Origin of the sequence: Waltera intestinalis, from assembly GCF_009695995.1 — a bacterium.
Taxonomy (GTDB): Bacteria; Bacillota; Clostridia; order Lachnospirales; family Lachnospiraceae; genus Acetatifactor; species Acetatifactor intestinalis.
In genome coordinates this window covers 248,478-269,737 of sequence record NZ_VUMU01000001.1, presented here as the reverse complement: position 1 = coordinate 269,737, position 21,260 = coordinate 248,478, and the positions used below count along the sequence as shown (strand labels likewise).

Annotated in this window: 17 protein-coding genes, 2 tRNA genes and 1 other RNA gene; all 20 read right to left on the bottom strand. The window is 48.6% G+C overall.

What is annotated here, in order from left to right:
• Positions 1-38 precede the first annotated feature (38 nt).
• Positions 39-809, bottom strand: coding sequence for a YlmH/Sll1252 family protein (locus FYJ59_RS01310; RefSeq protein WP_154494944.1), 771 nt, complete (start codon positions 807-809; stop codon positions 39-41).
• Between the two features lie 58 nt (positions 810-867).
• The gene (locus tag FYJ59_RS01305) at positions 868-1,644 is read right to left on the bottom strand and encodes a ZIP family metal transporter (RefSeq protein ID WP_154495022.1); all 777 of its coding nucleotides are present in this window, start codon (positions 1,642-1,644) and stop codon (positions 868-870) included.
• A 108-nt stretch (positions 1,645-1,752) separates the two neighbouring features.
• A complete protein-coding gene (locus tag FYJ59_RS01300; RefSeq protein WP_154494943.1) occupies positions 1,753-3,027 on the bottom strand; it encodes a hypothetical protein in 1,275 nt (424 codons plus the stop codon).
• A gap of 14 nt (positions 3,028-3,041) precedes the next feature.
• Entirely contained in the window at positions 3,042-3,974 is a 933-nt protein-coding gene (locus tag FYJ59_RS01295) for a TIGR03943 family putative permease subunit (protein WP_154494942.1), read from the bottom strand.
• Positions 3,975-4,036: 62 nt separating this feature from the next.
• Positions 4,037-5,122, bottom strand: coding sequence for a CobW family GTP-binding protein (locus FYJ59_RS01290; protein WP_154494941.1), 1,086 nt, complete (start codon positions 5,120-5,122; stop codon positions 4,037-4,039).
• 55 nt (positions 5,123-5,177) lie between these two features.
• Positions 5,178-5,915, bottom strand: coding sequence for a S1 family peptidase (locus FYJ59_RS01285; protein WP_205839419.1), 738 nt, complete (start codon positions 5,913-5,915; stop codon positions 5,178-5,180).
• A 58-nt stretch (positions 5,916-5,973) separates the two neighbouring features.
• Positions 5,974-6,312, bottom strand: an RNA gene (rnpB, locus tag FYJ59_RS01280) — RNase P RNA component class A.
• 498 nt (positions 6,313-6,810) lie between these two features.
• Positions 6,811-8,466, bottom strand: a complete 1,656-nt coding sequence (locus tag FYJ59_RS01275) for a nucleoside kinase (protein WP_154494939.1) — start codon at positions 8,464-8,466, stop codon at positions 6,811-6,813.
• A 47-nt stretch (positions 8,467-8,513) separates the two neighbouring features.
• Positions 8,514-9,299: a class I SAM-dependent methyltransferase gene (locus FYJ59_RS01270; protein ID WP_148445343.1), complete on the bottom strand. Its 786-nt coding sequence runs from the start codon at positions 9,297-9,299 to the stop codon at positions 8,514-8,516.
• Entirely contained in the window at positions 9,299-10,411 is a 1,113-nt protein-coding gene (gene rpoD, locus FYJ59_RS01265) for an RNA polymerase sigma factor RpoD (RefSeq protein WP_118546459.1), read from the bottom strand. The genes FYJ59_RS01270 and rpoD overlap by 1 nt, the downstream gene beginning before the upstream one ends.
• An 81-nt stretch (positions 10,412-10,492) precedes the next feature.
• Positions 10,493-12,262, bottom strand: a complete 1,770-nt coding sequence (dnaG, locus tag FYJ59_RS01260) for a DNA primase (RefSeq protein ID WP_022153214.1) — start codon at positions 12,260-12,262, stop codon at positions 10,493-10,495.
• A 28-nt stretch (positions 12,263-12,290) separates the two neighbouring features.
• Positions 12,291-13,295, bottom strand: coding sequence for a deoxyguanosinetriphosphate triphosphohydrolase (locus FYJ59_RS01255; RefSeq protein ID WP_022153215.1), 1,005 nt, complete (start codon positions 13,293-13,295; stop codon positions 12,291-12,293).
• Positions 13,296-13,385: 90 nt separating this feature from the next.
• Positions 13,386-14,294 carry an alpha/beta hydrolase gene (locus FYJ59_RS01250; protein WP_154494937.1) on the bottom strand — a complete coding sequence of 303 codons (909 nt, stop codon included), beginning with the start codon at positions 14,292-14,294 and terminating at the stop codon, positions 13,386-13,388.
• Positions 14,295-14,306: 12 nt separating this feature from the next.
• On the bottom strand, positions 14,307-15,011 hold the full coding sequence (locus FYJ59_RS01245; RefSeq protein WP_154494936.1) for a DUF6320 domain-containing protein: 705 nt from the start codon (positions 15,009-15,011) through the stop codon (positions 14,307-14,309).
• A 30-nt stretch (positions 15,012-15,041) separates the two neighbouring features.
• The gene (locus tag FYJ59_RS01240; protein ID WP_118550579.1) at positions 15,042-16,334 is read right to left on the bottom strand and encodes an alcohol acetyltransferase; all 1,293 of its coding nucleotides are present in this window, start codon (positions 16,332-16,334) and stop codon (positions 15,042-15,044) included.
• A 243-nt stretch (positions 16,335-16,577) separates the two neighbouring features.
• Positions 16,578-16,661: transfer RNA gene (locus tag FYJ59_RS01235), tRNA-Leu, on the bottom strand.
• A 129-nt stretch (positions 16,662-16,790) separates the two neighbouring features.
• A tRNA-Leu gene (locus FYJ59_RS01230) sits at positions 16,791-16,874 on the bottom strand.
• A gap of 85 nt (positions 16,875-16,959) precedes the next feature.
• Positions 16,960-17,730 carry a flagellar filament capping protein FliD gene (gene fliD / locus FYJ59_RS01225; protein ID WP_154494935.1) on the bottom strand — a complete coding sequence of 257 codons (771 nt, stop codon included), beginning with the start codon at positions 17,728-17,730 and terminating at the stop codon, positions 16,960-16,962.
• A 140-nt stretch (positions 17,731-17,870) separates the two neighbouring features.
• The gene (locus FYJ59_RS01220; protein WP_154494934.1) at positions 17,871-19,682 is read right to left on the bottom strand and encodes a bifunctional homocysteine S-methyltransferase/methylenetetrahydrofolate reductase; all 1,812 of its coding nucleotides are present in this window, start codon (positions 19,680-19,682) and stop codon (positions 17,871-17,873) included.
• A 288-nt stretch (positions 19,683-19,970) separates the two neighbouring features.
• A complete protein-coding gene (gene fucO / locus FYJ59_RS01215; RefSeq protein WP_154494933.1) occupies positions 19,971-21,116 on the bottom strand; it encodes a lactaldehyde reductase in 1,146 nt (381 codons plus the stop codon).
• Positions 21,117-21,260 lie beyond the last annotated feature (144 nt).

Below are 21,260 nucleotides of genomic sequence, written 5' to 3'. Positions count from 1 at the left end.
CTATCCTCTCATGACCGAACCGCTACGGAAATACTTCCCTACGGATATACCTCCGCCTCTATGGCAAGCTTCCCCTTCCTCGTGGCATGGGGTTCACCACTTATACGGAATTTACCGTAGCCTCTGGCATTTACCACATCCCCCGCCTCCAGGGACTTGGAATTATTTTCACACAGCCTGCCGTTTACATATACCTTTCCCGCCCGGAACAACTCCAGGCAGTCACTTCTGGATTTATTATATACCTTGGAAATGACAGCATCGACACGTGGACTTGCCACCTGAATGACCTGACGCACCGGTTCTTCCTGCGGTACTTCTGCCGCCGCATCCACCACCTCACACCTCACGTGGGTGTGGCGGATCTGCTCCAGATTATCACAAATAAATTCCGCAATGGTATCCTGACAGAACAAAAAAGCTTCGCCCTCTCCCGGCAGAATATCGCCGATGGTGCTGCGTTCAATACCAAGATTCATCAGTGCCCCCAGATAATCCCTGTGGGACAGCTTGTCTGCAAATTTCGCGGATAGAGGTCTGATCCGGATACAGCAGATAGGAAAGGGCTGTTCATAGCCCAGCTCCGCCTCACTGCCGAAGCGAAGGATCTTCCGCTCTGCCTCTTCCCTGCCGCCGTATAAGGTGATCCCTGCGAACTTCACTTCCCGTTCCACCTGCCACAGGGCATCCTGCTCCGCCAGTCCTAAGAATCCGGTAAAAGTGTACTGGTTCTGGTTGTAGGATTTATCTGCCAGTTCACGGATCCGGTTTTTGAGCTGTTGTATTTCTTTTTCATTTTCCACGGACATTCCCGTACACCCTTCCTACTATTCTTACTTTGCTTTTGCAAATGTTACCCTGTTCACATTATCCCAGTGCCACATCCAACATCATCATCAATGCAAAACCAATCGCAAAGGCAATGGTTCCCAGGTTGGAATGCTCTCCCTCACTGGCTTCCGGAATGAGCTCCTCCACGACCACATAGATCATGGCACCTGCGGCAAATGCCAGCATATACGGAAGAATCGGTGTCACAATGCTTGCCAGTGCAATGGCAAGTATTGCGCCCACCGGTTCCACCGCTCCGGACAGCACGCCCAGTGCGAAGGATCTGCTCCGCTTGTTACCCTCACTGCGAAGGGGCAGGGAGATAATAGCTCCCTCCGGGAAATTCTGAATGGCAATACCGATAGCCAGCGTCAGGGCGCCTGCCATGGTAACCGTTCCGTCACCACTCAGCACGCCGGCAAAAATAGCACCACAAGCCGCACCCTCGGGGAAATTATGAATGGTCACGGCTAACATCAGCATAGCCGTACGGTTCAGGCTGCTCTTATGTCCCTCCGGAGCCTCACTGCCCACATGCAGATGGGGCACCAGACTATCGATGAACAACAAAAAAACAATACCGATCAAAAAGCCGGTCATTGCGGGAAGAAATGCAAGCTTTCCCATCTCTTCACACATATCCATGGCAGGTATCAGTAAAGACCACACCGAAGCTGCCACCATGACACCGGCAGCAAATCCGGTAAATATTCTCTGAATGTTGCCGCTAATCTGTTTTTTCAGGAAAAAGACGCAGGCTGCCCCTGCAGTCGTCCCCAAAAAAGGAATCAGAAGACCGGCTACTATGCTCATACTCATGAAATACTCTCCTTTCTCATAGTATCTTATGTAACTTTTGCATTTTTCGTATCTTGTCTGTCACGATAAGCTTTCTACATGCTCTGCCTTACCCCCCGGCATCTAAAAACCGGCCAGATCATTCCCCATAACAGCATACATCAGGAAATTCACACCACACACCAGATGGTAGAAAAATACCGCGATCTCTCCGATCACGAAGATCACTTTCCAGCTCTTCCACCATTCCCGGATATTTTTCACCATAACGATCAGTGTCATCAGGAATACGAAAAACATACCGTGCATATATCCCCAGGAAAAGTTCGCATGCATCATGCGGAAGCCCTTTTCATAGAAGACTAAGAACATCAAGGTTGATGCAAGATAATTTAACCACGCAAACCAGTAATACCTGTTCTGCTTTATACTTTTCAGATCAAACAGCAGATTCAGGAAAAGGACACCAATAGGCAATGCCATACCCATAACAATACTCAACGGGATACTTTTGGAATAATTACTCCATACTTTGGCAAAGCCGATGGCGATCCCGGTCTCCTCCCCCATGGCATTCGTCCCGGTAAAGATTCCGGAGAACTGATACAGCAGGGCTATCCCCGTAGGTATCATGGTCACACATAGACAGAACGCATTGCGAAAGCTTTTTCCGCGGCTTGCGATCAGCTGCACCAGCAGGATCAGACCGATCAGAGGCACCACCACCATAGTGAAGCTCGGTTTGGTCATGGTCGTCAGCAAGAGGCTGACTGCAAACAGCGTACAGTTCTTCCACTGAAAATCCCTCTGATATTCCGATAATACCTTTACCGTCTCAAAAAAGCAGATAATCGCAAAGGGTCTGGTTGCCAGGTAAGTGGCATTCCAGAAAGGATTCGGTGTATAAATGCCCATGCAGCGGTATGCATAATCAAAGCCGAAAAATGCCGTATTTTTGGGCGAATACAGATTCGACAGCAGAAACAGAGCAAACACAAGCAGTGTCACCACAATGTCGGTCATGACCTGCTTTTTATGTGACAAAGTTTCATAATGACTGTTTTTACGGATCTCACGGTTCATATAGTACTTCGTGATGATCACTGCTGCCAGGTTAAAAAGCGCCGTGGTGACCGCCATTGCAGCCTTCGCTCCGATCAGCCATGCGGAAAGTCTGGCAGTCCAGAACAGGATCGGATAGGGGAATTCATAATTCCCCGCAATGCCTGCCACCTTATTCACATAGTCCGGCATATCCGACTGGAATCCCGGCACCTGATAGCATTCCATCCAGAACAGATATAACATGACCCCGGTATACAAAAACAGCAGGAAAAGAAATGTCACTTTTCCTGCTGTTGTCTCCCGCAGGTCGCTCTTTATGGGATTCTTTTTCATAGAGCTGATCCTTTCTAATTAAAACTGATCACGGGATCCTTGGGAGCCTTTGCCTTCTCCACGCTGATGGCATGAAGTACGGGACCCTCTCCCTTATAGTCTGCAAAGTATTCTTTAGCAACCTTTGCTGTCACCTTGACCCATTCCTTCTGCTTCAGGTCTTTCGTGCCTGCATACTCGCAGGCATAACCTAAGAATGCCATATCCTCGGCACAACAGGTCATTGCCATGCGTCCCGGTACGAAATAACCGTCGGGATATTCCTCGGGCTTTAATACCATGGCAAGGAACTGGATATTTTTACCCACGTAACGCTCCAGGTGATCCATGGAATCCAGATACCAGATGCCGTAGCCCTGGTTGTCCAGTACGATGGGATCCTGGCTCAGATCATAGGGCAGATCCTCCTCGAAGATCTCGTCGATCTCACCGTTAGAGTCCTCGAAGATCACATCTGCGGCAGGATTGACTGCCTTGATGTTACGCTTGTATACATTCAGATCCTGGATGCCGTCGCAACGGTTGAAAATGATCATCTCAGACTTACGGATCATCTCAGCCAGCAACGACTTCATGTTGGTATAGTACATGGGGAAGGTGGAGCCGTCGATGGTCGTGATCTGCTGTTCCACTTTCCAGTACCAGGGAAGCTTCATATTCTTGAAGTTCCACATGCCGTTATACTCAATAATGATACGGGCGGGCTTATACTGCTTCTCCAGTTCGATCAGATGATTCGGATTGAACTCCTCTTCCTCTTCGATCATTACCACATCCGTACGGCTTTTTTTAAGAAGTGCGGGATCGTACTCATTCTCGCCCTCTTCGCAGAGGATGAGCAGGGTCCTGCCCTTGATCTGGAAATACGGCTGTCCTAATGTAAATGTGATAAATTCTGTCTTACCGCTCTCCAGAAAACCATTTATGATATAGACCGGTTTTGTCATAATTCATACCTTTCTCTATTTATCCTACTGTTCCTGCTGCATACAAAATATGTCCTGCCAACTTACTTGCGGAACAATTCTGCCAGCTTGTCCTCGTCCAGTCTGGAACCGATGACACAGATCTTGCCGGTGACTTCCGGCTTACCGCTTCTGATGTCATGTTCTTCGGGAACATAATCATAATATACCCAGGTTCCGTCGGGAGCAGGTACCATACCCTTAGCACGCAGGATAGCACCGTACTCTCCACTGTCCAGAGCGGTAAGGATCTTCTCGATGTCCTCTGCGCTGTAAGTGTTGGGTGTCTCAATACCCCAGCTGGTGAACACTTCGTCTGCATGATGGTGATGATGGTGGTCATGGTCATGACAACCGCAGGTGCAGTTCTCGTCATGTTCATGATGGTGCTCATGGTCATGGTCGTGATGATGATGTTCGTGGTCATGATCGTGATGATGATGTTCGTGGTCATGATCGTGACCGCAGCACTCGTCCTCATCGTGATCGTCATGGATGTGCTCTAACATTTCCTTCATCATATCTTCCAGCTTGTCAGCACCTTCGATGGTCTTGAGTACTTCCTTGCCGTCCAACTGCGCTAACGGTGTGGTGATGATGGTTGCCTTGTCATTATGCTCACGGATCATCTCCACGCAGGCATTCAGCTTCGCCTGGTCAACCTTATCGGTTCTGCTTAAGATAATGGTCCCGGCATATTCGATCTGGTTGCTGAAGAATTCGCCGAAGTTCTTCATATACATCTTGCACTTGGATGCATCTACCACTGCTACTGCACTATTGATCTCCACATCCAGATCACCTGCCACATTCTCCACAGCCTTCAGGACATCGGACAGCTTGCCGACACCGGAAGGCTCGATCAGGATTCGCTCGGGAGCGTAGGTGCTGATGACTTCCTTCAGGGAAGTACCGAAGTCACCTACCAGAGAACAGCAAATACAACCGGAATTCATCTCCTTGATCTCGATACCGGCTTCTTTTAAAAATCCGCCGTCGATACCGATCTCACCGAATTCATTCTCGATCAGAACGGTCTTGCTGCCGTCCAATGCTTCCTTTAATAACTTTTTGATCAGGGTGGTCTTGCCGGCACCCAGGAAACCGGATACTACATCTATTTTCGTCATTGTATTTTCCTCCAATCTGGGTTTAAAACCCATCTTTTTTATTTTCTATCATATTTCACGGATTGTCAAGTCCTGCCCGCTCGCTCTCAATGATACTGTAAGGAACCACAGCCACTTTTCCTTCTTCATCCGCGCCGCACAGGATCCCTAAGAATACTCCGTCCTCCGTGAAGGCACCTCCGCCCGACATTCCGGGCTCCGGCAGTCCCTGCAGGAGAAGCATATACTGTTCGAAGTCTTCCACATAGATCCAGGGATTTACTACAAACGCATAAATCGGTTTGGTATTGTCCCCGCCGTACATCCATACATCCTCATAGACCTCCAGCTGATCAAAACGTTCTCTGTCGGTAGCAACGGTTGGATACTCTCCATCCGGATCCAGTTCCGTCTTATCTACCCGCAGAAAAGCAAGATCACTGTTTACCGCTATTGCACGCAGTGCAGCCCGGTCCTGTGTATCATCCGGAAAAGTCACCAGGATCTCTCCGGTATTTTGGTCCAGCACATGTCCCGCCGTCAGGATCAGAACAGATTCCTCGTCTGCGTCGTAGATGACCCCGCTTCCATAGAGATCTCCAGCCTGAACTTTTACGATGGATCGCATAATCCGCAGGTCGGTCTCCGTCAGCTCCTGCGGAATCTCGTCCGGCATTTCTATCCCGGAGAGATCCGGCAGGATTTCTTCTGTACCGGAAGGAACTTCCGTATCCGTCACAGTATTCTGTTGTGGTGCTGCGCCGCATCCGGTAAATACCAGAACGCAACACAAAATAATGATTATTTTTCTCATATATCCTTCCTGTAAATAAAAGACGGACCGCATCCCGCAGTCCGCATTTTTCTCGAAAAGTGTAAGCAAAATATAAGCCGAGTTCTGTATATGACGATCATCTATCTAGTACGACTGTCACCAGCCGCATCAAGCGACCTACCTGAAAACAGACCGGGCCGGTCTATTGTTCTCTGTTTGGTCTTGCTTCGGATGGGGTTTACATGGCTCCGTCTGTTACCAGCCGGACGGTAGTCTCTTACACTGCCTTTCCACCCTTACCGGCATAAAGCCGGCGGTATATCTCTGTTGCACTAGCCTTGGAGTCACCTCCACCAGACGTTATCTGGCATCCTGCCCTGTGAAGCCCGGACTTTCCTCACCTGCATAAAGCAGCCGCGATCGTCTATCTTACTTACACCTGTTCGATTATAGCTGTTCTACTATGAAAAAGTCAAGGGGGATTCGTGTAAACTATTCAGAACCACATTCGCAAAACCGCATCTCACGATGCTTACTTTTTGCTCATGTGGTTACTTCGTAGCATCAATTCTGCCGCACAGTCTTACGAATGCAAGCATTCGACGCCTGTCAGGGATGTTTGCGCCGGTAGCCGTGTAAACTATTCAGAACCACATTCGCAAAACCGCATCTCACGATGCTTACTTTTTGCTCATGTGGTTACTTCGTAGCATCAATTCTGCCACACAGTCTTACGAATGCAAGCATTCGACGCCTGTCAGGGATGTTTGCGCCGGTAGCCGTGTAAACTATTCAGAACCACATTCGCAAAACCGCATCTCACGATGCTTACTTTTTGCTCATGTGGTTACTTCGTAGCATCAATTCTGCTGCACAGTCTTACGAATGCAAGCATTCGACGCCTGTGCAGCAGAATTGCGCTACTCTGAATAGTTTACACGTTAAAACAGCTACCTCCCACAAATTCTCTGCACAGAGAATTATTGGGAAGGCTTTCACTGGTCACACCCAGGAAATATTCCAGGAACTTCAGAAGTCTCTTGGCCTCGTAATATTCCGGTTCGCCCTTGTTGATCTGGAACAGCAGCGGCTCTGCGAACTGCTTCAATACCGCCAGTTCATAGATCAATACGGAATTGAACATCGCATCCGCATCCTCCTGAAACGGGAAAATATTCTGCTCCTCGCCCCGGCGGACAGATCCCCACATGTCAATCGTCTGTCGGGCTCCTGCGCCTCTGGTTCTGGCATCCCTTATCATACGACGCAACAGTCTGCCGTCCGTAGTGGGAATCCGGTTATGTTCATCAATATTGATATTGGTCAGGGCGCTGATATATATCTTGTATTTGCTTTCCTCGGGAAGTGCATAGGAGGTCTTCTCATTCAGTCCGTGGATTCCTTCAATGACCAGGATATCATCCTTTCCCAGCTGTTTGAAATTGCCCTTATATTCCCGCTTTCCGGTCTTGAAGTTAAAGGAAGGCAGCTCCACACGCTCACCGGCTAACAATCTGCACATGTCGTCATTGAACTGCTTTACATCAATCGCTTCCAGACATTCGAAATTGTAATCACCGTTCTCATCCCTTGGTGTGAATTCTCTGTTCACGAAATAGTCATCCAGTGCAATGGGGTGCGGTGTTTTCCCCAGGGTCTTCAACTGAATGGATAATCTATGGGAAAAACTGGTCTTACCGGAAGAAGAAGGTCCGGCGATCATGACAAATTTCACACCGCCCCTGTCTACGATGCTTTTGGCGATCTCGCCGATCTTACGCTCCTGCTGCGCTTCCTGTACCAGGATCAGTTCACTCAGCGACCCACGGCAGATCTGATCATTCAGATCACCCACAGTCTCAATACCGATCTCCTTCCCCCATTCCTCAGATTCTTTCAACGTCCGGAATAACAGCTTTCTCTCTTGAAACGGCTTAACATGCGTGGGATCTTTTTTATCCGGCAGCAACAGCATAAATCCATCCTCATACGCTATGACGTCGAACCACTTTACATAGCCGGCATTAGGCAGCATGTAGCCGTAATAATAATCGTAATAACCGTCCATTTCATAAATATTTACGAAGGATCCTCTGCGGTAACGGAACAGCTTTTCCTTATCCTTCATCCCCTCTCTTCGAAACAGTTCCATGGCATTATCCAGGGAATAAGATCTCTTCAGAAAAGGTGTCTTTGCCTCCACCAGCTCCCGCATCCGGTTACGGATCTTTGCAGCATTTTCTTCTGTCGCATTAATCTTCCCTTTGGGAGAGATGTAGGAGCCGTTCCCGATAGCAAACTCTACACGACAATTCTGTACCGTTTCTCTTCCGAACACATCAAATACTGCTTTCAAAAAAAGCATGGTGGCAGAACGGACGTAGGTCTTATTCCCCACGTTGTCTTTCAATGTAAAAAAAGTGATCTCACAATCTCTCGTCAGCTTTTTGAACAGTTCTCTGATCTTGCCGTCTCTTGCTACCAATGCGATCAGATTGTCATACTCCTTCTGGTAATCATTGGCTACATCTTCGTAGGTAGCCCCCTGGGGATATTGTCTCTCTTCACCGTTTATCTTCACTGTGATCATTTTTCTCACCCTGTCCTTTTGTAATCTCCTTTTGCAGGTATTATTGTCTAAATGCAATCCGGTTCCTTACCATTATCGTACCACTCCAGTGCCCGGGTAAGCAGCGCAGTCTCCTCTGCGATCTCCTGCCTGCGCCGCATCGTTTTGGGATTCGCTGCATCTGCTTCCTGCTCCAGCCGCTTCGCGATCTTTCTATGTTCCGCAAGCTGCCATTCTACATAATTCAAAAGCAGCGGACACTTACGGTACAACAGTATCGGACCAAGCTGCCCAGCCAGTCCGGATGCAGCGTCATCCGCTTTCCAAGACTCTCGCACCTGTGCTCTCACCGCATCTTCCGACATCTCGCCCAGCCAGCGCACTTTCATCATAAAATAATATTTTCCTTCTTCGTAGATGATATTCTCATCCATCAGAAGATATCCCTCTTCCATCAGAAATGTCCGAAAATGCGGGATCTCCGACTGGGGCTGTAAGATCAGTTCCCGAAACCCTTTCGCCTGTTCTCTTCCTTCGGTAAGAATCTTCTCCATGAGAGGCCCACCCATGCCGGCGCAGATCATCCCGGCAGCCTCTCCGGTCTTCAGGCTGTGCAGGCCGTCAGAAAGTCTTGTCTCTATCCTGTCCTCCAGTCCGTACTCCCTGATATGCTCTCTGGCATGTTCTAACGGTCCGGACCTTACATCCATGGCGATCACTCTCGGGGAAATGCCCTTCTGCACCAGATAGACAGATACAAAACCATGGTCACACCCCACATCTGTTATCACAGTGCCGGGAGTGACCATGTCTGTTAATGCCTGCATTCGATTAGATAATATGATCTCCGCCATTAATCCAGATAATCCTTCAGCTTGCGGCTGCGGCTGGGATGACGCAGTTTACGCAATGCCTTGGCCTCGATCTGACGAATACGTTCACGGGTAACGTTAAATTCCTTACCTACTTCTTCCAACGTACGTGCGCGTCCGTCATCCAGTCCGAAACGAAGACGCAGTACCTTCTGCTCTCTCTCTGTCAGAGTACCCAGTACTTCCACCAGCTGTTCCTTCAGTAACGTAAACGCTGCCGCATCGGAAGGCACCGGTACATTATCATCCTGGATGAAATCGCCCAGGTGGCTGTCTTCCTCTTCACCGATAGGTGTCTCTAAGGATACCGGCTCCTGGCTGATCTTTAAGATCTCACGCACTCTGTCTACCGGCATATTCATCTCCGCTGCGATCTCTTCGGGAGTCGGTTCTCTTCCCAGCTCCTGCAACAGCTGTCTGCTCACGCGGATCAGTTTGTTGATCGTCTCCACCATGTGCACGGGAATACGGATGGTTCTCGCCTGATCTGCGATCGCTCTGGTGATTGCCTGACGGATCCACCAGGTTGCATAGGTAGAGAACTTATATCCCTTACGGTAATCGAATTTTTCCACTGCCTTGATCAGCCCCAGGTTACCTTCCTGGATCAGATCCAGGAACAACATTCCACGGCCCACATATCTTTTGGCAATGCTGACCACCAGACGTAAGTTAGCCTCTGCCAGGCGCTTTTTCGCCTCCTGGTCACCCTCTTCCATCCGCTGTGCCAGCTCGATCTCTTCCTCCGCACTTAACAGGGGAACTTTACCGATCTCTTTCAGATACATACGTACGGGATCTTCGATGCTGACACCTTCCGGTACGGACAAGTCGATATTTTCCACATCCACTTCATCCTCATCGGTCAGAATGATCTCCTCATCGTCCACATCATCGTCATCGGTAATACGCAATACATCCACGTTGTTCTGGTCCAGATATTCCAGAACCTTCTCCATCTGTTCCTCTTCCAGAGGCATGTCCGCGAAGAAGTCACTGATTTCCTGATACTCCAGCACATTCTTTTTCTTTTTCGCCATATTCAGGAGTTCTTTTACCTTCTCCGCAAATTTTGCCTGTGTGTTTTCATCCATTTTCGTGGTTCCATCCTTTCATTGCCATTATTTATAGCCATATTTCGTATCTTTTATAACTATTCGAAAGCCTAAATCCCATTATTCCAGGGAAATATGCGTCCTTTGTAATTCTTCCAGGGCTTTTTTCCCTTCTACTGCCTGTTTCACGGCATTGACGTCCGTCCCCAGCTTTGCCATATAGTATTGATAGCTGTTTTTCTTCACTGCCAGCAGAATATCATGGAAAGCTCTCTCCCTCTCCTGGCGGGTGGACAGCTCGGGGAGCGTGGTATGGAACAGCTCCGCAGCCTCCCTCTGTTCTTCCTCATCTTCAAACATACTGATGATTCCTGCAGGCTGGAACTGATCTCTGTCCAGTTCATCGAATAGCCTCTCCGCTACTTTCCGGTACAGTTCCTCGGTGAAATCCTCCGGGGAAATATATTTCCTTACGATCCGGTACAGGGACGGATCATCGCTGATCCAGGTGATCAGAAGTCGTTGGGACCTGCGCCCATTCTCGGCGGGATCCTTTTTCTGTACACCGCTTCTCGGTCGTTCCAAAGGTCTTGCCAGTCCCGTCTGCGACGCAATCCCGACTACCATTTTGCGCAGATCGTCCGGACGGATCATGTATTTTTCCGCAATTGCCTGCAGATAATTTTCTCTTTCCAGATCTTCCGAGAATTCACACAGCTTCTGTGCAATCTCCCGGTGGAACTTTGTCCTCTGCTCCGGATCGCTCTGATCGTACTGTTCGCTTAAGATACGGATCTCAAAATAAAAGCTGTTCTCCGCCTGATCGATCCGTTCCTGAAAAGCTTCTTTTCCGAGATTCTTGATGAATTCATCCGGGTCTTTATACGGTCGCATATTGATGACCTTGCCGGTAAGTCCGGCCTCTCTCAGGATCCCGATCCCCCGCAGTGCTGCTTTCGTTCCGGCACCGTCGCTATCGTATGCGAGGAGAATATTCTCCGCATAGCGGTGCAGGAGATTCGCCTGCTCTACCGTAAATGCCGTTCCCAGAGATGCCACCGCCTGTGTGAATCCTGCCTGGTGCATGGCAATGACATCCATATATCCCTCGCACAGGATAATGTTGCCCGTCCTGGCGGTCCTTGCGAAATTCAGTCCGTAGAGGTTACGTCTCTTATCGAAGATCATGGTCTCCGGGGAATTCAGGTACTTCGGTTCGCCGTCTCCCATGACCCTGCCTCCGAAGCCGATCACCCGGTGGTTAATATCCTGTATTGGGAACATCACCCGGTTCCAAAACTGACTTCTGAGTCCTCTCTGTTCCGAGAACATCGCAAGTCCGGAATCTTTGATCTCTTCATCGGTAAAGCCTTTTTTACGCAGATACTGGACTACCTGCTCGCCGTTTTTCCCGGCGTAGCCCAGTCCGAAATGATGCATAGTCTCGTCGGTCAGCTTTCGTTCCGTCAGATAACGCATTCCCACTTCTCCGTGAGGACTGCGCAGCATATAATAAAAATATCTGGCTGCCTCCTTATTGACCTCCAGCAGCCGCATCCGCTTGCCGGCCTTTTTCTTCTGTTCCGGTGTCTCTTCCACTTCCGGCAGCTTCACTCCCGCACGATCTGCCAGGATCTTGACTGCCTCCGGAAAAGTATCATTTTCATACTTCATGAGAAATGTATATACATTTCCGCTGGCATGGCATCCGAAGCAGTAATACATCTGCTTATTCGAAGACACCGAAAAAGAAGGTGTTTTCTCGTTATGAAAAGGACAGCAGCCCCAATAGTTGCTTCCCTTTTTTTTCAATGTCACATAACCGGAAATAACATCCACGATATCATTCCTGGCTCTGACTTCTTCTACCAGTTCTTCAGGGTAATACACTCTTTTTACTCCGTTTTGTTGTAATACACTATCGCTGCCAGGATTTCGGTATGTAGATGTCTTCATAGACCGCTATGGCAAAGCGGTCCGTCATGGCTCCCACATAGTCACAGACTACCTTCTCTCTCGGCTCTCCGACAGATAGGAGATTCAGGTATTCCTCCGGCAGATCATCCAGATGTTTCAGGAAATGTTGATATAACGTCTCCATCAGCATCTCCGCCTTTCCCTCTTCACTTTTGGCGATGGGATTTTTATAGACTCTCTCAAACATGAACTGTCGGATCTTCGTCATGGCTTCCGCCACCGGTTCCGACATCAGGATATCATCCTTGTCCATACTGTTGGTTACAATATCATGAATAAAGTGATCCAGTCTCTCAGTGGGGCTGCTGCCGATCACTTCACAAATTTCCTTCGGGACATCTGCCTCCGTGAGAATTCCTCCCCGGATGGCATCATCCATATCATGGTGAATATAGGCGATCTTATCGGAAAGTCTGACGATCTTGCCTTCCAAAGTATGAGGCTTGCCAATGGTCTGATGGTTCCGGATACCGTCACGTACTTCATACGTCAGATTCAGTCCCTTACCGTCCTTTTCCAGAATATCCACGGTGCGGACACTCTGCTCTGCATGCTCGAATCCAAACGGACAGACTCTGTTCAGAGCCCGCTCTCCCGCATGTCCGAACGGTGTATGTCCCAGATCATGCCCCAGTGCAATTGCCTCCACCAGATCCTCGTTCAGCTTCAGAGCCTTTGCTATGGTTCTGGCTGTCTGGGATACCTCCAGTGTATGCGTCAGTCTGGTCCGATAGTGGTCTCCCTCCGGTGTCAGAAACACCTGTGTTTTATCCTTCAGTCTGCGGAATGCCTTGCAGTGGATAATACGGTCTCTGTCCCGTTGAAATACCGGCCGGATATCACACTGTTCCTCAGGCTTCAACCGTCCCTTTGAATTTACACTCAGGGATGCGTACGGACTTAAATAATCCTGTTCCCATTGTTCCAAGCTTTCTCTGATCGTCATAGTTCCTCCTGCCCCTACTTCTAATATTCTGTGCCTGTCCGGAAAATCCTTTTCCCGGGTTCAAAATTTTTAACTAAATTTTGAACCCGGCTATCTGCACACAGAATAAATGAATTCCGCACTTTTATCCATGGCCTCATTGGCCCTTTTGAAGGGTGACATCTGAAAGACATGCCACATCCCGGGGAAACGATCCATATGAGCGGACACGCCGGCCTTGATCAGGTTCTTGTAGAGCCGCAGAGAATCGTCTAATAATATCTCATTCTCTCCAACCTGAATGTAGACGGGCGGGAATCCGCGGAAATCGCCATACAGCGGAGAAATATAAGGATCCGTCAGGTCTCTGTCGGGAGCATAGGCTTTCGTCATGCGGTCGATGTATTCTCTGTCCAGTACAGGATCCACTTCCGCCTTGGTCTGGAACGTCTTGCCTCCGCCGGTGAGATCCGTCCAGGGGGACATCAGTACGATGCCTCTCGGAAGCAGACGCTCCTGCTCCTTTAATTTCAGCACCAGGGACAGTGCCAGATTACCGCCGGCAGAATCTCCTGTAACGATGACGTCTCTCGCTCCGTAGCCCAAAAGCATCAGATAATTCCAGGCCTTCATGGCATCCTGCGTGGCTGCCGGGTAAGGATGCTCCGGAGCCAGCCGGTAGTCAAAGCACAACACATCCATAGAAGTGCCCGATGCCAGCTTGGAGGTCAGAGTTCTGGCATAGATGCTGCTGCCGGTGGAATATCCTCCTCCATGACAATGCAGGATGACATACTTTTTCATATGTGCACGATTCACGCTGACCCATTCCGCATCCATTCCTTCAACATCCACCGGGCGGTATTGAATCTCCTTGCTGTTCCCCAACAGTTCTCCGATATGATCCTGGGATTGTCTGTGCTTTTCCAGATCCGGGTTTTCCACCAGTCCATGTGCCCTGCGGATCAGCTGCATTAGATTCTGATTGTTCTTTTCACTGTTTTTTCCTACCAGTGCCATAAATTCCTCCTGTTAAAAATGAAGCCGTCTGCGTACTGCATTGCGCAGTCTTCTCCGGGACAAAAGTGTCGCGATCGTAATGTCCACGATCACACAGATCGTCAGCACGATCGCCGACCACCGAAGTTCAATGCCAAGTCCCAGGAAGCGGTCGATAAGAATTTCCAGTCCCACACACAATACTGCTACTCCGGAGATCAGGTATAAAGCTCCCGTAAGGAATGACATCGGAAGCTTACGGATACAAAAAGTCACCGCTTCTACCACCGCTATGACAAGCAGCACCACCAGAATGCCCAATCCATAAAACCAGCCACTCTGTCCCGTCAGATAGGTCAGCAGATACAGATACACGATCACCGCCACACCGTCTAACAGAATCGACAGATAAACAGGCTGTCTCGTATAGATGACTACAGGGATCATGATCACCCACAATACCAGGAATACTCCGATCACCGCAAGGGACCATAGACTGCTCCGGAATACAAGTGCGTTCAAAAGTCCGCAGGTCACTGCCGTTGCCAGTACGATCACAGTCAGCAGTACCCCCAGATCTTTTCTTTTTACTACTTCCACCTGACCTTTTTCCTTCGGAAAAGGAGACGGCTGCGTAGACGGTTCCGGTGCTTTCGGATTATAGACCGGAGTATCGCACAGCGGACACTTTGTTGCCGAAGCATCCAGTTCCACACCACAATTCACACAATATGACATAATTGCTTCCTTTCTCTCTGTCAAAGCGATTTATCGATTACTTTCTATTTTTACATGAATGCCATCCTGTACCAGCTTGCGGAAAAACAGCCGCTCTACATCGGTCTCTGCAATACTGCTGGCAAAATTGATCGTCAGAATATCCTCAAAACTGGCAATGGCACAGTTCGTTCTCGTGGAAAAAGGCTGTCCCATATAAATATCAAAGCGTTCAATATATGGCTTCATAGTCTCCGGGACCTTCAGAGCTCCCATGTTGGTCAGGCCTGCCGAAGAATTCTTATCCTGAATCTTGGTATAGAACTGGCGGACCACCAGATCTTTAATAAACAGCGGCACAATACGGATGAAAGGATTCCTCTGGGTCTCCGCGTTCGTAGTGATATCGCCCCGCAGCAGCTTTTCATTCAGATAATAGCGCATGTAGTTATGCACCTGTGTCACAATTTCTTCGAAAGTGTACTCTCCCAGTCTGGGGTCGATCCCCGGGTAGATCATGGTGATAAAATTCCTCAGGGTCCTGGATGGGAAAAAGCGGCGCAGGTTCACCGGCATGGCAATTTTTACCGGTCGGAGCTTCAAATGCCATTCACTCTCCTGCTTCTGCATCAGGGCATAGAGCAGAACCGAATTCAGATATTCGGTAATGGTAGCATTATAGCTTTTCGCTACCTGCATCACCTCCGACACCGACATAATGCCGTCTATAATGTTCAGCGTATAGAAAGGTTCCTTCGTCCCCCTGACACGATAAGTCTTCTCTCCCGGCCTGGGTGGACAGACTTTGGCGTTGGCATATTTCATATAAGCATCTTCCAGCTCTCCCGGGTCCGGGATCCCCAGAATGTCCAATACGAACCCTCCATTTTCAATCTCTGAATGTCCCTTCAGACGCAGATAAGTGGCTGTCAGTGTCTGCAGCACACACATTCCGCCGGTGCCGTCTCCCAGACTGTGATGCGCCTCCAGTGCGATCCGGTTACGATAGTAATAGATTCTTACCAGATACCGGTTATTGCCTTTAAAATGCATGGGCTGGCAGGGGTTCTTTACATCCTCCTGCACAAAAGGGCCTGGTCTGTCATTCGGTTCCAGATATCGCCAGAATACACCCTTCCGAATTGCCGCTTTATACGTCGGAAAACGAGGCATAGTCAGATTCACCGCCCGCTGCAGTATTTCCGGGTCTATATCTTCTTTTAACAGAACAGACAATCGATACACGGAAGAGAAATCTCTCCTCTGCAATGTAGGATATACGATCGCCGACAAGTCCAGTTTGTACCAATCCTTGTGTACCTTCTGTATTTGATCTGTCTTCATTCTGTCTCACCTTCTTAATTCTAGTATAACGGTTTCTAAATAACTACACCATTCACGTAGAATATTTTTCTGAGAGTGCAGGATAAAAAACGTAGGCGTAGCGGGCTACGCTGAGGATTTTTAGCCTGTGCTATCGGGAAAATAGGCAAGTGATATGGGGTAGTTAATTTAAAACTGTTATACTAGATACAGCAAAATTCTATATACAACAAAGGCGGCAACCTTTCGGTCACCGCCATGTGATGCAGAAAGAGGGACTTGAACCCTCATGGTATCACTACCACACGGACCTGAACCGTGCGCGTCTGCCAATTCCGCCATTTCTGCGAACAAGATGTATCTTACAGTATTTGTTTCAAAATGTCAACACTATTTCTCAAATAATTTAAAAAACTTTCGGATATGATCGTAGCCCGAAAAAAAAAAGCGGCGATCTTATGATCACCGCTCATGTGATGCAGAAAGAGGGACTTGAACCCTCATGGTATCACTACCACACGGACCTGAACCGTGCGCGTCTGCCAATTCCGCCATTTCTGCGAACAAGTGTATCTTACAACACTTGTCGGTAAATGTCAATATTATTTTTCAAATAATTTAAAAAATATATAAAATAGCAAATATATTACATATAAGAGCTGAACAGGTTACCTGCATTATAAAGGCCGGTATATCCTGCGCTTCCGGTGTACAGACTGCTTCTGGTGGAAGCATGATCTGCTGCGAAATTGATCATTGAGCTCTGTGCGGATACACGGTAGCCGTAGGAACCATTTCCCTGAAACAGGCTCTTTACCGTAGACATATCCGCTTTCATAAAGGCATCCTTGTCCAGGGATAAGGTGCCGTCATTTTTCATGGTGATACCGATCTTCGCCAGCTGCTTGCTATTGGCAATGGTAGTATTCCCCAGAGATTCCGTGCGGTTGTTCACTGTGGTATCGCTCACATCATCCACAGCAGCCATCACGCTATTGTAATTTGTCACAAAGCTGTTCACCGCACTGTAGATTGCGTCAGTGTCGTACCCCTTGGTAGTACTCTCCACACCATTCTCATCTTTGGTAGTGATATCCTTCTGGGTGAACAGATCCTTTTTACCGGTCGCTAACAATGCATCTGCGGATTCCTTCAGAGCATCTGTCGTGGTCTCTACCTTCGCCAGCGCCTTCTTCGCTGTATCTGTTGCGGTATCTTTCTTCGTAATGGTGGAAGCTGCGGTCTTGCTATCGCCGCTGCCCTTGGCATAGTATGCCTTCATCAGCTTCCCGTAGCTGCCGTTCTTAATACTTGCATAATCTGCCAGCCAGTTGCCGCTTACCGCATTGGATGCAGAGGAACTCAGTCCGGAAAACAGAAAAGAATAATTCGTTTTTGCCTGAATATTAATACTCATCACAGTCACCTCCGTGTTAACTGTTTTGAATCAGCCTTTTGGTCATAAGCTCTTTGCTACTAATTACAGTATACTACTTACATCGGATGATTCCAAGATTTATTAACGCTTTTTTTGATCGGTTTTTGAAAAACATCCCATTAATCCAGTATTTTTTCCAGCATAGTCACCCGATTGAAGGGGAAAGAGAAGTAATAGCCGTCCGCGAAGTCCTCCGTCATGGTGATCACTTCTTTTGCTAACTGTACGCCGGCCTGTTCTCCCTCTTCTCTGGTCATATCCGCACGGTATCTCGCCAGCACTTCGTCCGTCACATCGATGCCAGCCATCTCATTTTTCATAAATGTGGCATTTTTAAGGCTCACAAACGGCATGATGCCACAGAGTATCCTGGCTCCGGTCTCCTCTTTGATCCGGCGCACTCTATCCGCGCTCTCCTTCGTGGATATTGGCTGCGTCAGGAAAAATGTGGCTCCTGCCGCCATTTTCTTCTTCACTCTGCCGATCTCCACTTCCAGATTCCGTCTGCCCTGATTGATGGCACCGCCGTAGCTTACCGGTGCCTGTGCAAACTGCTCTTCGTTCATGTCCGCAAGGATCTGCATGAGACCTACGGAGTCAAAATTGAACACACTCTTTACCGTGGTACGCACCATGGAGGGGATCGGATCACCGGTGATCACAAGGAAATTGTGAATACCATTGATATAAGCTCCTAATAGCTGGGAACGCATAGCGATGGCATTTTTATCACGACAGCAGATATGAGGCATGACACACATACCGGTCTCCCGCGCTACCTTTTCCGCCATGAGAATAGAATCCGCTCTGGTACGTCCCGAGGGAGAATCCGGAAAAGTCAGTACATCTACACCGCTTCTCTGCAACAGATGTGCGGCATCCATCAGCTTTTCATCGTCAATACCCGCAGGGGGTGCCAGTTCGACGGCGATCAGTTTCTTCCTGCCTTCTGCTTCCTTGTTATGGTAAAAAGAGTGATCCTCTGTGCCAGCCTGTTTTTTCTCCGGTTCTGCCTTTTCCTGTGTCTGTGGATACTGGGTAAAGTCCAGCTTTCCCGCAAGATCTGAAATATATTCCGGTGTCGTACCGCAGCAGCCGCCTGCCATATCCACACCAAGAGCTATCATCTGCTGCATTCTGTCTACAAAATATTCTCTGTTATCCCCGGTGAAGATCATGCGTCCGGTGACCATCTGCGGGTAACCGGCATTCGAAAGGGCTGTGAGGAATTTATCTGCGGGCTTATAAAGTGTCTGCAGGATCCGGTACATATGAGAAGGACCCACGCCGCAGTTAAAGCCCACGGCATCAATCTCTTTTATCGCTCCCGCTCTCTGCAACAGCTTTCTGGCACTTAAGCCTGCATTGCTGTAACCGAACTGGTTCACAGAGAATTGTACCGTAATAAATGCCTGTTCCCCGATCATTTTGATCGCAGGCAGGAGCTCTTCCATCTCGGAAAAAGTTTCAAAGACAAAAAAGTCCACGCCTTCTTCCAGAAAAATACGGCAGATCTCTTCGTATTTGCGGCATAAAGTATCCTTCTGTGCCAGCGCATCCCCGGGAATCTGTCCGATATCTCCGGCGATATAGACTTCTTTTGTCTCACCGGTGCGTGCTCTCCACGCAGCCACCGCCTCTCTCGCCAGGCGTACGCCGCTTCGCAGAGTCTCCTCGATCTGTTCTTTGGACCTATCCATGCAGAAGCTGTTGGCTGCGAAGGTGTTGGTACGCAGAATCTGCGCTCCCGCTTCGAGGTACTCCGTATGAATCTCCTTCACCCGTTCCGGGGCTTCCAGATTCGCCAGCTCCGGCAGCTGTTTCGTGTCATATTTTCCTCCGTAATAGGTCCCGAAGGCTCCGTCAAAGAGGAGCTTTTTCTGTTGGATCCTTTCACGGATCTGCTCTTTGGTATGTTTTGTATTGCCCATTATTGTTTCCTTTGTCCTGTTGATTTCGTTCATATTCCTTTAAAAACGAGCAGGTCTGCTCTCGCAAGCCTGCTCGTTATCCAGCATGCCGTAACTATTCAGAACCGCATTCGCAAAACCGCTCTTTCAGAGCTTACTTTTTGCTCATGTGGTTACTTCGCCATATAAATCATGTCAAATGTTCTTACGAATGCAAGCATTTGACGTACATTTGACATGATTTGCATGGCTCTGAATAGTTACAGCATACCATATTATTTTCCGGAAAAACAGTAGCAAATTTAATGATTACATTAACTTGCGGAACAATGCGGTCAGATCCTCTACACTTGCATCCTTGGGGTTACCGGGTGCGCAGGCATCTGCATGTGCGGACTCTGCCAGGAAAGGAAGATCTTCTTCCTTCAGTGCTTCCAGCTTGGAAGGAATACCAACATCCTCAGACAGCTTACGGACAGCATCTACAGCAGCCTTACGGTAGGTAGCCTGATCCATCTGATCTACACCTTCCACACCCATAGCGCGGGCGATCTCACGATACTTTTCACCGGTGCAGTCAGCATTGTATTCCATAACGATAGGAAGCATCATTGCGCAGGCAACACCATGAGGGGTATCATATACGGCACCCAGGGTATGTGCCATGGAATGAGCGATACCGAGTCCTACGTTGGAGAAGCCCATACCGGCAATGTACTGACCCAGAGCCATGCCTTCGCGGCCTTCCTTAGTATTAGCTACCGCGCCTCGCAGGGACTTGGAAATGATCTCGATGGCTTTCAGATGGAACATATCGGTCATCTCCCAGGCTGCCTTGGTGGTGTAACCTTCGATTGCATGGGTCAGTGCATCCATACCGGTGGAAGCGGTCAGACCCTTAGGCATAGAAGACATCATCTCGGGATCTACCACAGCAATGATAGGCATATCATGAGGGTCTACACATACGAACTTACGCTTGCGCTCTACATCGGTGATAACGTAGTTGATGGTAACCTCTGCTGCGGTACCTGCTGTGGTGGGCACTGCGATAATGGGAACGCAGGGCTTCTTGGTAGGTGCTACGCCCTCCAGGCTGCGTACATCTTCGAATTCAGGGTTGGCAATGATGATGCCGATGGCTTTGGAGGTATCCATGGAGGAGCCGCCGCCGATGGCGATGATATAGTCTGCGCCGGATGCCTTGAAAGCAGCCACACCGTTTTTCACATTGTCAATGGTGGGGTTCGCCTTAATATCGGAATAAATTTCATAAGCAAGACCTTCCTTGTCCAGCAGATCGGTTACCTTTCCGGTCACACCGAACTTGATCAGATCCGGATCGGAACATACGAATGCTTTCTGAAAAGCATGAGCCTTTGCTTCGGTTACGATTTCTGCGATTGCTCCGGCACCGTGATAAGATGTCTGGTTGAGCATAATTCTGTTTGCCATGATACATAATCTCCTTTCGACATAAAAACGATCTTATTGATAATTTTATTCTAACTGTAAACATCGCATAAAGAAAGTGACAGTTTGCCTCGACTGTCACTTTTTACAGAAATTTCATATTTTGTCCATTGCTTTTGTTGATTT

Bases quoted from the DNA above. Each gene is read 5' to 3' on its own strand.
- FYJ59_RS01310 (WP_154494944.1), bottom strand. From the start codon at position 809: ATGTCCGTGGAAAATGAAAAAGAAATACAACAGCTCAAAAACCGGATC.
- FYJ59_RS01305 (WP_154495022.1), bottom strand. From the start codon at position 1,644: ATGAGCATAGTAGCCGGTCTTCTGATTCCTTTTTTGGGGACGACTGCA.
- FYJ59_RS01300 (WP_154494943.1), bottom strand. From the start codon at position 3,027: ATGAAAAAGAATCCCATAAAGAGCGACCTGCGGGAGACAACAGCAGGA.
- FYJ59_RS01295 (WP_154494942.1), bottom strand. From the start codon at position 3,974: ATGACAAAACCGGTCTATATCATAAATGGTTTTCTGGAGAGCGGTAAG.
- FYJ59_RS01290 (WP_154494941.1), bottom strand. From the start codon at position 5,122: ATGACGAAAATAGATGTAGTATCCGGTTTCCTGGGTGCCGGCAAGACC.
- FYJ59_RS01285 (WP_205839419.1), bottom strand. From the start codon at position 5,915: ATGAGAAAAATAATCATTATTTTGTGTTGCGTTCTGGTATTTACCGGA.
- FYJ59_RS01275 (WP_154494939.1), bottom strand. From the start codon at position 8,466: ATGATCACAGTGAAGATAAACGGTGAAGAGAGACAATATCCCCAGGGG.
- FYJ59_RS01270 (WP_148445343.1), bottom strand. From the start codon at position 9,299: ATGGCGGAGATCATATTATCTAATCGAATGCAGGCATTAACAGACATG.
- rpoD (WP_118546459.1), bottom strand. From the start codon at position 10,411: ATGGATGAAAACACACAGGCAAAATTTGCGGAGAAGGTAAAAGAACTC.
- FYJ59_RS01255 (WP_022153215.1), bottom strand. From the start codon at position 13,295: ATGACGATCAGAGAAAGCTTGGAACAATGGGAACAGGATTATTTAAGT.
- FYJ59_RS01250 (WP_154494937.1), bottom strand. From the start codon at position 14,294: ATGGCACTGGTAGGAAAAAACAGTGAAAAGAACAATCAGAATCTAATG.
- FYJ59_RS01245 (WP_154494936.1), bottom strand. From the start codon at position 15,011: ATGTCATATTGTGTGAATTGTGGTGTGGAACTGGATGCTTCGGCAACA.
- FYJ59_RS01240 (WP_118550579.1), bottom strand. From the start codon at position 16,334: ATGAAGACAGATCAAATACAGAAGGTACACAAGGATTGGTACAAACTG.
- fliD (WP_154494935.1), bottom strand. From the start codon at position 17,730: ATGAGTATTAATATTCAGGCAAAAACGAATTATTCTTTTCTGTTTTCC.
- FYJ59_RS01220 (WP_154494934.1), bottom strand. From the start codon at position 19,682: ATGGGCAATACAAAACATACCAAAGAGCAGATCCGTGAAAGGATCCAA.
- fucO (WP_154494933.1), bottom strand. From the start codon at position 21,116: ATGGCAAACAGAATTATGCTCAACCAGACATCTTATCACGGTGCCGGA.